Raw genomic sequence first — 10,010 nt, 5'->3', positions numbered from 1 at the left:
CGCCCTCCGAGTTCACGTAGGTGAACACGGAGGGCGGTTGGTGGCGCCGGTCAGAACAGCCGGGGCGTGACCACCGAGACCACTGTGGTGACCGAGTCGGTGTCGTTGTACATCTGGTGCGGCACCGACGAGCGCAGGTGCACGCTGTCGCCCGGGCACAGCCGGTGCTCCACGCCCTCGACCTCGTAGAGCAGCTCGCCCGAGATGACGTAGGCGAACTCCTCGCCCCGGTGGCCGTACGCGTTCTCCCGCCGCCCGCCCGGCGCGATGTGCACGAGCATCGGCTCCAGCACCAGGTCCGGCCCCCGGTCGGAGAGCATGCGGTAGGTCTGCTGCCCCGACACGTACTGCGTTGCCGACGTCTCCGCCCTGGTCAGCGTGAAGTGCCGGGGAAGCTGGGAGACGTTGCTGTCGGACGTGCCGTTGCCGGCGTCGAAGAAGTCGGCCACCGACTTGTCGAGGGCCTTGGCGACGCTGCCCAGCGCGGTCAGGCCGATCGAGGAGATGCCGCGCTCGACCTGGGACAGGAAGCCGATCGACAGGCCGGAGCGGGAGGCGAGGCCGCGCAGGGTGAGCCCGCGCTCCTTGCGGTAGCGCCGGATCCGGGCGCCGACCACCCCCGCCGGGGTGCTCTCGTCCGCGGGGCCGCCGGGGGCGGCCTGCTCCGACGGCGGCTGACTGTCCATGGACCGCACGGGGACCTCCTGTTGCGGTGGCGGGGGGGGGATCCGCCCGGGATGTTCGATCCTATCGAACATGCCCGCACTTGTGCGAGGGGTGGCCGGGGGATTTCCTGGTCCGCTCCGGCGGTGTCATCCCTGGTGGACAGCGGTGCGGCCGGCGTCGCCGGCCGCTCACTTGAACGCGAGCGCGTTCGGCGGCGACCCGACGCCGCCGGGCAGGTTCAGCGGCTTGCAGGTCAGGAAGAACTCGTAGACGCCGTCGGCGGCGCAGTCGGCGGCGAGGTCGTCGAGTTTCCACAGCTCGCCCAGGGCCATCCCGAGCAGCGCGATGAGCGGCCGGTGCAGCATGCCGCTGTGGTCGACCCCGCGCGGCGGCGGCCGGTCGTCGGGCGTGCGGAAGTCCGAATCCAGCACCGGATCCGCCTCCACAGCCAGGTTGTCGGCGGCGACGAGCGCGATCTCGTGGTCCCACAACCAGCGCAGCACCGACTCGCGCTGGGCGAGCCCGGGGGAGCGGTTGCGCGTGTTGAACTCGATCCGTTCCTCGACGGACTTGGCCAGGTAGTTCTCCGCCCACCCGGTACGCAGCAGCAGCATGTCGCCGCCGCGCCAGGACACGCCCTGCGCCTGCGCGACGGCGTCCAGCACGGTCTCGTCCAGCGCGATCGTCTGCTCGCAGTCGTACGGGCGGCCCTCGCTGGCGAAGTGCCGGGGGACGTCGAGCAGCACGCCCCGCCCGGCGATCCCGGCCTCCGCCCAGTGGTGGATGCCCAGCGCGGTGGAGCCCTGGTTGTTGTCGTCCGCGGACAGGCCGCCGTAGAAGCCGTGGGCGGGGTGCCCGATGTGGCGCAGCGAGTCGAGCTGCGAGCTGGACTGCAGGTAGAACGAGTCGATCCAGTCGTCGCGATGCAGCGGGTTGTTGGCGAAGACGTGGTGCTCGGTGGGACGCCGGGTGCCGGTCGGGTAGGGCTCGAAGGCGTTGACCGGGTAGTCGAGGTTGAACCGCTCGCCCCGGCGGACCAGGCGGGCGGCGGCGGTCACGCGCTCGGGCGTCAGCCGGTTGATGCTGCCGAGCTGGTCGCCCGGCCCGAAGACGTCCCAGGCGGCGCCGGGCACCGCGGCCGTGGAGAGCTCGTCGTAGGTCGGCACGGTGATTCCTTTCGGGCGGCTCAACGGAAGGTCAGCGGCTCGCCCTGGTAGGGCGCCAGCGCCTCGCGTTCGGCGCCGGTCAGCGGCCGGGGCCGGCGGTCGGCCAGGTCGCAGACCACGAGCGTGGTCTGCGCGAGCAGGTACGTCGACGTGCGGGCCTCGTCGACGAAGCGGAAGCTCAGGTCGAGGCTGCGGGAACCGGTGCGGGACAGCCAGGCGTCGGCGAGGATCGACTGCCCGTGGTAGGCGAGCTCGCCGGTGAACTCCAGCCGGGCCGCCGCCGTCATGGTGAACGTCCCGGCGCCGAGCACGGCCAGCGCCGGCGGCCGGTCCGGATCGAACGTGCCGGGCAGGTCCGGCAGCCCGAACGTGCGGATCCGGGCCTCCTCGACGTACCGCAGCCAGGTGACGTTGTTGACGTGGCCGTAGTGGTCGGTGTCGGCCCAGCGCAGGTGCAGCGTCGTCGTGAGGGGTGCCACGGCGTGCCTCAGCGCCGGTACCGCACGGTGCGGCCCGCCTGGACGGCGGCCCGGGCCGCCGCGCCGAGCAGGCTGGCGTCGTTGCTCAGCAGCGTGAAGGCGAAGCCGGCGTCGGCCGCCCGCCGGACCGCGTCGGCGTCCGCCCCGCCGGAGTTGCCGATGGGTACGCCGGCGGCGAGGCAGTCCTTGACGGCGGAGCCGACGAGCGCGACGACCCGTGGATCGTCCTCGGTCGTGCCCTCGGACGTGGACAGGTCCGCGGCCCCGACGAGCAGCGCGTCGACACCGGGCACCGCCGCGACGGCCCCGGCGGACGAGGCGGCCCGGGCGCTCTCGATCTGGACGACCAGCACCACCTCCTCCTGGCCGTAGCGCAGGTACTCGGCGCGGGGCATGGCGCCCCACGCGCCGGCCCGGCTCGTGCTGCCGACGCCGCGGGCGCCCAGCGGCGGGAACCGTACCGCTGCGACGGCGGCTCGCGCCTGCTCGACGGTGTCCACGTGCGGGACCATCACGCCCTCGGCCCCCGCGTCGAGGATCCGCTGCGTGAGGCCCGGGTCGAGCGCCGGGATCCGGACGATCGGGGCCAGCCCGAGGTGGTTGGCGGTGCCGATCAGCTGATAGGCCGTCTGCAGGTCGATCGGGGCGTGTTCCAGGTCGACGACGACGAAGTCGAACCCGGCGAGCGCGAGCAGTTCCACGCTCTCCATCACCGGCAGCTTCACCCAGGTGCCCAGCGCCGGGGCGTCCGGGCGGGCGAGCGCCGCCCGGAACCGGCTGCGCCTCGGCGCAGCCACGTCGGTGCTCATGACGGCATCGGGTAGTCGTCGGCGTTGCGTACCCAGCCGGGCTTGGCGGAGAAGTCCGCCCGCGGCGGCGCGAACATGTCGATCAGCTGCTGGTGGTCGCCGACGCCCTGGGTGGTGTGCACGGTCGGCGGCGGGATGACGCAGAGCGAGGGCACGCCGAGGCGGCCGTGGTCGTCCGGGCGCCAGCGGGTGGAGTCGGGGCCCCAGGGGTAGCGGATGTGGTGGACGAACTCGCCCTTGACGCCGAACGAGAGCTGCTCGAAGTCGTCGTGCGAATGGGGGGACAGGCGCAGCGGGTCCCGTGGCGTGGGTTCCTCGGCCAGAAAATTGATCATCATGTTGGTGGTGCGGAAGATACGCCCGAACCGGCCCGGCTCGATCGGGTGCTCGGCGAGCGGGTACACCCGCAGGCGGAACCCGTCCACCGGGTCGGGCCAGGCCACGAGCGGCGCGCACCGGGGGTCGGGCTCGCGGTACGCCGCCGCGTTTGCGGCCGCCCCGGCCAGATCCGGGGCGACTGTGGAGAACACCCGGATCACCGGGCCGTCGGCGAGCGCCTCGACCACGCTGTCGCCGGGCGGCACCACCACGAACGCCTCCTGCGCCACCTCGGCGGAGCCGTCGCCGGCGCGCACCCGTACCGGGGCGCTGCCGGAGTACATCAGCACCGCGTACTCGTCCGGCTGCGCGGAGCGGGCGAACCGGTCGCCGGCCACCGCCTCGGTCCAGGAGAGCACGAGGTGCTGGCCGCGTACCAGCCAGGTCCGGCTGCCCGCCTCGGTGACCGCTGTGGGTGCCGTGTCGTACAGCGCGAGGTACTGGGCCGGGCGGACGGGCGTGGACGGGTCGACAGTCCGCGACGGAGCCGCCGCCGCCAGTTGCGACCGGATGTCGTCCTTGGCATACATGGTCATGTCATCAGTCCCTGCGAGGTGTCGGTGGCGTCAACGGCTGATGTTCCGGCCGCCCTTGAGGCCGAGGATCGCCCGGGCCTCGTCGGGCGTCGCGATCGTGCGGCCCAGGTCCTGGACGATCGACCGGACCTTGCGGACCTGCTGCGCGTTGCTGGTGGCGAGTTCGCTCTTGCCGATGTAGAGGTTGTCCTCCAGCCCCACCCGGACGTGCCCGCCCAGCCACGCGCTGTGGGTGCAGAACTGCATCTGATGCCGGCCCGCGGCGAACGCGGAGAAGTGGTAGTCGGCGCCGAACAGCTTGTCGGCGATGGCGATCATGTGGGTCAGGTTGGCGTGGTCCGCGCCGATGCCGCCGAGGATGCCGAAGACGCCCTGGATGAACAGGGGTGGCCGGGCGAGACCGCGATCCACGAAGTGGGCCAGGGTGTAGAGGTGCCCGATGTCGTAGCACTCGTACTCGAAGCGGGTGCCGCCCTTCTCGCCGATCTCGCGCAGCGCGTACTCGATCTGGGCGAACGTGTTGATGAAGGGCTGCCGGTAGGTGTTCTCGACGTAGGGCTTCTCCCAGTCGTGCTTCCACCGGCTGACCCGGTCCGCGATGCCGGAGTAGACGAAGTTCATCGACCCCATGTTCAGCGAGGCGAGTTCGGGGGTGAACCGGGCCGCGGCGGCGAGCCGTTCCTCGATCGTCATCGACGAGGCGCCCCCGGTGGTGATGTTGATGACCGCGTCGCACCGTTCGACGATCGGGGGGATGATCTGCTCGAACGTCTCCGGTTCGAACGCGGGCCGTCCGTCCGGGTGCCGCGCGTGCAGGTGGATGACCGCGGCGCCGGCCTCCGCCGCCTCCAGCGACGACCGCACCACCTGCTCGGGGGAGAGCGGAAGGTGGTCGCTCTGCGAGGGCACGTGCACGGACCCGGTGACCGCCGCGCTGATGATGACCCTGTCCGCCCTGATCACGACGGGCTGTCCTCCAGACCGAGCAGGTAGGCCGGGTTGCCGGCGATCATCCGCCGGACGTCCTTCTCGGACACCCCGTGGTCGAGCAGGCGCTGCACGAGGTAGATGTAGCCGTCGACCGGCAGCGGGTTGCCCTGCTGGCCCAGGTCCGAGCCGATGGTGGTCCGTTCCGGCCCGACGCGCTCGATCCAGCGCACCAGCTGCTCGATCGGCCAGCCCGGCTTCGGGACGCCGGGGTGGTACATCGCGATCTCGTGCTCGACGTACGCCCCCATCCGCAGCAGCTCCTCGATGTCGCCGTCCGAGGCGCCCACGATGAAGTCGGGGTGCTGGACGAGAAGCCGGCGCACGCCCTTGTCGACGGCGACCGTGAACAGCGCCTTCATCGAGTCGGCGTCGAGGTGGCCGCCGGTCAGCAGCGCGTCGGCGTCCGCGACGACCTCGACGACCTGCTCGGTCTGCGCGGAGACGGACCCGCTGTCGTCGAAGACCGAGACCTCGCTCTCCAGCAGGTCCAGGCCCGAGGTCGGGAACCCGTGCTCGTGGCTGTGGTGCTCGATGTGCTGGCGCGCGGACACGGTGGGCGCCCAGACGCACCGGCCGCCCATCCGCAGGCTCATCGCGACGGCCGACGGGTTGATGCCGCCGACCTCGGAGTTCAGCGCGACGCCCCCGTAGACCGGCGTCGGCGCCTCCTTCAGCCAGGGCCCCATGGCCAGCAGGTCCATGACGGTGTTGTGGTGGTGCGACTTCACCAGCAGCGCCCGCACGCCGATGCGCGCGGCGTCGTACGACGCCTCGACGTGGTTGATCCGCCGCGGGAACGGGCTCGGGCCGGAGTGGCAGTGCAGGTCAACCGTGCCATCCAGGACCTTCAACAGCCCTGGCGGGACCGGCTGGTGACCTTTCGAGACGCCCATCGACTCCTCCTGTTCGTCCCATGAACTTGGCGTTCAGCATACGGACGAGCATCGGTCGTGTCCATGGGTGGCCGAGCGGCGTAACAGCTGCGCCAGGCCCGCGAAAGGACCATTGTGTTGCGTGCGGGTTACCGGTTATCGTCCGCATACCGAAAGCGGGAGCTCGCAAAACGAACGCCCGATCTCGGGCCAACCATCGGTCGTGCCGGATCCGCCCAGCGCCAGCGCCTCGTCGGCGTGCTCGTCGAGGCGTCGAACGGAAGAGCCGTCGTTCGCATCGTGCATGCCTTTGCCCGCATGCGAACTTTCGCTTGCCCTGGACCGGGCCCTGGAAATGGATGCGTCCGGTAAGGAGGTGACGATGAGCGCCGATCCTGACCCCCAGCGAACCGGCCCCGGGCCGGCGACGGTGGAGACGGATCGCACCATGATCCAGTCCATCGACCGGGCGGCGAACGTCCTCGCGCTACTCGATCAGCACACCCGGAGTCTCGCCCCCGGCCTGGTGGCCGAGCGCCTCGGCCTCAACCGCACGACCGCGCACCGCTATCTCCAGTCCCTGCAACGGGCCGGCTTCCTGAGCGCGTCGTTCGGCCCCGGCCCGCTGCTCGACCAGCTCTTCGCCCTCGTCTCGGTCCGCCAGCAGCTCCTCACGCTGGCGCCGGCGATCATGCGGCAGCTCTCGGACACGACCGGCCTCACCACAGTGCTCAGCTTCCTCGGCCGTTCCGGCGCGGTGGTGACGCTCGTCGAGGAGCCGCACCAGGGCACCATCGTGCTGACGGCCCGGATCGGGACGGTGCTGGAACTCAAGGCCGCGCAGACCCGCGTTCTGCTCGCCTTCCAGGCCGACCCGGCCACCGTGACCCGGGCCCACGCGAGCCTCACCCCGGCCGAGGCGGCGGTGGAGCGGCAGGCGCTGGCCCGGGTACGGCGCCACCGGATCGCCTGGGCGGACCTGGATCGGGCCGGTCTGGCCTCGGTGGCGGTGCCGATCTTCGCCACCTACGACGTGCAGGCCGCGATGGGCCTGCTCGGCACGACCGAGATGCTCAACCCCGCGGAGCGGTCCTCGGCGCGCGTCGCCGCGCTGGAACAGGCGGCCGAGACCCTGGGCTCCATGATCGCGACCAGCCATGCATGAAAGGCGAGCCCGGGACGCCGGGCGGAAGGCGGAAACAGACATGCCAGGTCTCCTACGGCGGCTCCGGCCGCGTCCGCAGTGGCTGCTCCTCGTGCCGGCGCTCACCCTGCTCGCCTGGATCCTGCTCGTGCCGCTCGGGAACAGCTTCCTGCGCAGCGTCGGCAACGGCGACTGGACCCTGCGGCACTACGAGTCGCTGTTCACCGACGGGGTGACGATGCGGGTGCTCGTCCGCACCGCGCTGACCGCGGCCGCGGTCACCGTCATCGCCTTCCTGCTCGGCTACCCGTACGCCTACCTGATGACCCGCGTCGGGCCGCGCATGCGCGGCGTCCTGCTGATCATCGTGCTGATCCCGTTCTGGACGTCGGTCATGGCCCGCAACTACGCCTGGATCGTCATCCTGCAACGCAACGGACCGGTGCACTCCTTCTTCGAGCTGTTCGGCCTGGACGTCGTGCTGTACGGGACGGTGGCCGGCGTGACGGTCGCGATGAGCCAGGTGCTGCTCCCGTTCATGGTGCTGCCGTTGTTCAGCGCGCTGTCCGGCATCGACCGCCGGCTCCTGCTGGCCGCGCGCGGCCTCGGCTCCCACCCGCTGGTCGCGTTCTGGAAGATCTACTGGCCGCTGTCGCGCGCCGGCGTGGTCGCGGGCCTGATCCTCGTGTTCACCCTGAGCCTCGGCTTCTACGTCACGCCGGCCCTGCTCGGGTCGCCACAGCAGTCCCTCGTCGCGCAGCTGCTCGGCCAGCGCACCACCCTGCTGCTCGACTTCTCGGGCGCGGGCGCGCTGGGGATGCTCGTGCTCGTCGTCACCCTCGTGCTAGTCGCCTGGGCGAACCGCCTCGGCGGAACCATCTCGGCGATCGGCGTGGTCGCCGCCGCCAGGACGAAGGACCAGCCATGACCGCGACGAAGACCGACAACCCTCCGGGTACGCAGAGGCGACCCGCCCCGGCCCGTCGGCGCTGCCGCGCCACCTCCGTGGACCCGATCCCCTGGTGGCTCAAGCTCGTCGGCGCCCTGGTGGCGCTGTACTTCATCCTGCCGACCCTGTTCGTCATCCCGATGAGCTTCAGCACGGCGTCGACGTTCCAGTTCCCGCCCACCGGCTTCTCGCTCAAGCTGTACGAGAACTTCTTCACCGACCCGACCTGGCTCGCGTCGTTGCGTACCTCGGTGCTTGTCGGCGTGCTCGCCGCGTCGCTCGCCACAGTGGTCGGCACCGCCGCCGCCATCGGCCTGCACAGCCTGACCGGGCGGCTCGCGCGGCTCGCCCGGACGTTGCTGATGGTCTCTATCGTCACGCCGTCGATCGTGATCGCGGTCGCGGTCTACATCTCGTTCCTGAAGTGGCACCTCGTCGGCACGCTGAGCGGGTACGTCCTCGCCCATGCCGCGATCGGCGTGCCGTTCGTGCTGGTGTCGGTGACGAGCGCGCTCAGCGGCTTCGACCCGAAGCTGCTGCGGGCGTCGGCGTCGCTGGGCGCGACGCCGATCCGGACCTTCCTGTTCGTGACCATGCCGCTGATCAGCCGGGGGATCGTCACCGGCGCCATCTTCGCGTTCGTCACCTCGTTCGACGAGGTGGTGATCGCGCTGTTCCTCCGCGCGCCGACGTTCCAGACGCTGCCGGTGCAGATGTACAACAGCGTCACCGTCGAGATCGACCCCACCATCGCCGCGTCGTCGAGCCTGGTCGTCGTCGCGGTCACCGTCATCTGCCTCGTGCTGTTCGTGGGCAACCGAAAGAGCCGATAGGAGCATCATGTCCGCATCCACGTTCCGCACGGCCGAGCCCGTGCCGGCGTCCACCCGGGCCGGGACCCAGATCCGGCTCAGCAACGTGACGAAGGACTACGGACTGACCCATCCGGCCGTCGACGACGTCTCACTGACCATCGAGCCGGGCGAGTTCATGACCCTGCTCGGGCCCAGCGGCTCGGGCAAGACCACCACGCTCAACCTCATCGCCGGGTTCGAGACGCTCACCACCGGCGCCATCTCGTTCGACGGCGTGGACGTGAGCCGGCTGCCACCGCACAAGCGCAACCTCGGCATGCTCTTCCAGAACTACGCGCTCTTCCCGCACATGACAGTCGCCCAGAACGTCGCCTATCCGCTGCGGGAACGCCGCATGTCCAAGCCGGACATCGCGCGCAAGGTCGCGGAGGTGCTCGAACTCGTCCAGCTGACCGGCCGGGACGGGCACTACCCGGCGCAGCTGTCCGGTGGGCAGCAGCAGCGGGTCGCGCTGGCCCGGGCCATCGTCTTCGGCCCGACCGCGCTGCTGCTGGACGAGCCGCTCGGCGCGCTGGACCGCAACCTGCGCGCCACGCTGCAACTGGAGATCCGCCGTATCCACCGGGAGGTCGGCTCGACGTTCGTCTTCGTCACCCACGACCAGGAGGAGGCGATGAACCTGTCCGACCGGATCGCGCTCTTCAACGACGGGCGGATCGAGCAGCTGGGCCGCCCCGAGGCGCTCTACCGGTCGCCGGAGACGCTGTTCACCGCGCGGTTCCTCGGCGACTCGACGGTCTTCACGCTGTCGCAGGTGACCGGTACGACGGCGGTCTGGGAGGGCGAGGTGTGGTCGGTCGACGGCCGTACCGTGTCGGGCCTGGTGCGTGAGGGCCGCCCGGCCGCCCTGGTGGTACGGCCGGAGGACGTCCGGATCGCGGCCGACCGGGACGCGGTTCCGCCGGACGCGAACTGCGCGGCGGCGATCGTCCGCGACATCGAGTACATGGGGGCGTACCGGACCGCCATGCTGTCGCTCGGGGGCGCGGGCGACGTGATGGGCCGCGCCCGGCTGGACGCGCTGGAGAGCGACCTGCGGATCGGCCAGCCCGTGGTCGCCTGGTGGCGAGTCGACCGGCAGCGCGTCGTCGCGGGGTAGCTCGTTCACCATACGCACATTCGACCGCGCTCTTTGGTAACGAACAG

Annotated in this window: 11 protein-coding genes; 4 read left to right on the top strand and 7 right to left on the bottom strand. The window is 71.1% G+C overall.

Annotated features, from left to right (window positions below; genetic code table 11):
* Positions 1-50 precede the first annotated feature (50 nt).
* The 7 genes from DQE82_RS18055 to DQE82_RS18025 all read right to left on the bottom strand — a co-directional run bounded on the left by DQE82_RS18055 (position 51) and on the right by DQE82_RS18025 (position 5,917).
* A complete protein-coding gene (locus DQE82_RS18055) occupies positions 51-686 on the bottom strand; it encodes a helix-turn-helix domain-containing protein (RefSeq protein ID WP_222948663.1) in 636 nt (211 codons plus the stop codon).
* A gap of 168 nt (positions 687-854) precedes the next feature.
* Positions 855-1,832 (bottom strand): cyclase family protein, encoded by a 978-nt coding sequence (locus tag DQE82_RS18050; protein ID WP_158559987.1) that lies wholly within the window; start codon positions 1,830-1,832, stop codon positions 855-857.
* 20 nt (positions 1,833-1,852) lie between these two features.
* Positions 1,853-2,311 (bottom strand): thioesterase family protein, encoded by a 459-nt coding sequence (locus DQE82_RS30650; RefSeq protein ID WP_158559986.1) that lies wholly within the window; start codon positions 2,309-2,311, stop codon positions 1,853-1,855.
* An 8-nt stretch (positions 2,312-2,319) separates the two neighbouring features.
* Positions 2,320-3,120, bottom strand: coding sequence for an HpcH/HpaI aldolase/citrate lyase family protein (locus DQE82_RS18040; RefSeq protein ID WP_113973278.1), 801 nt, complete (start codon positions 3,118-3,120; stop codon positions 2,320-2,322).
* The gene (locus DQE82_RS18035) at positions 3,117-4,034 is read right to left on the bottom strand and encodes a hypothetical protein (protein ID WP_199496027.1); all 918 of its coding nucleotides are present in this window, start codon (positions 4,032-4,034) and stop codon (positions 3,117-3,119) included. Before DQE82_RS18035 ends, DQE82_RS18040 begins: the two co-directional genes overlap by 4 nt.
* A gap of 30 nt (positions 4,035-4,064) precedes the next feature.
* Positions 4,065-4,997, bottom strand: a complete 933-nt coding sequence (locus DQE82_RS18030; protein WP_113973277.1) for a 3-keto-5-aminohexanoate cleavage protein — start codon at positions 4,995-4,997, stop codon at positions 4,065-4,067.
* Entirely contained in the window at positions 4,994-5,917 is a 924-nt protein-coding gene (locus DQE82_RS18025; protein WP_113973276.1) for a DUF6282 family protein, read from the bottom strand. The genes DQE82_RS18030 and DQE82_RS18025 overlap by 4 nt, the downstream gene beginning before the upstream one ends.
* A gap of 361 nt (positions 5,918-6,278) precedes the next feature.
* Here DQE82_RS18025 and DQE82_RS18020 point away from each other — a divergent pair, with 361 nt between their 5' ends.
* From DQE82_RS18020 to DQE82_RS18005, 4 genes are read left to right on the top strand one after another with little or no spacing between them, the layout of a single operon-like run.
* On the top strand, positions 6,279-7,061 hold the full coding sequence (locus DQE82_RS18020; protein WP_158559985.1) for an IclR family transcriptional regulator: 783 nt from the start codon (positions 6,279-6,281) through the stop codon (positions 7,059-7,061).
* Between the two features lie 40 nt (positions 7,062-7,101).
* Positions 7,102-7,968, top strand: a complete 867-nt coding sequence (locus DQE82_RS18015; protein WP_158559984.1) for an ABC transporter permease — start codon at positions 7,102-7,104, stop codon at positions 7,966-7,968.
* Entirely contained in the window at positions 7,965-8,822 is an 858-nt protein-coding gene (locus DQE82_RS18010) for an ABC transporter permease (protein WP_113973275.1), read from the top strand. Before DQE82_RS18015 ends, DQE82_RS18010 begins: the two co-directional genes overlap by 4 nt.
* A 7-nt stretch (positions 8,823-8,829) precedes the next feature.
* Positions 8,830-9,963, top strand: a complete 1,134-nt coding sequence (locus tag DQE82_RS18005) for an ABC transporter ATP-binding protein (protein WP_113973274.1) — start codon at positions 8,830-8,832, stop codon at positions 9,961-9,963.
* The last annotated feature ends 47 nt before the right edge of the window (positions 9,964-10,010 follow it).

The organism is Micromonospora sp. LHW51205 (assembly GCF_003315815.1).
Classification (GTDB): domain Bacteria; phylum Actinomycetota; class Actinomycetes; order Mycobacteriales; family Micromonosporaceae; genus Micromonospora; species Micromonospora chalcea.
The sequence above is the reverse complement of the archived record's forward strand: the minus strand, read 5'-3'. Positions and strand labels throughout refer to the sequence as shown.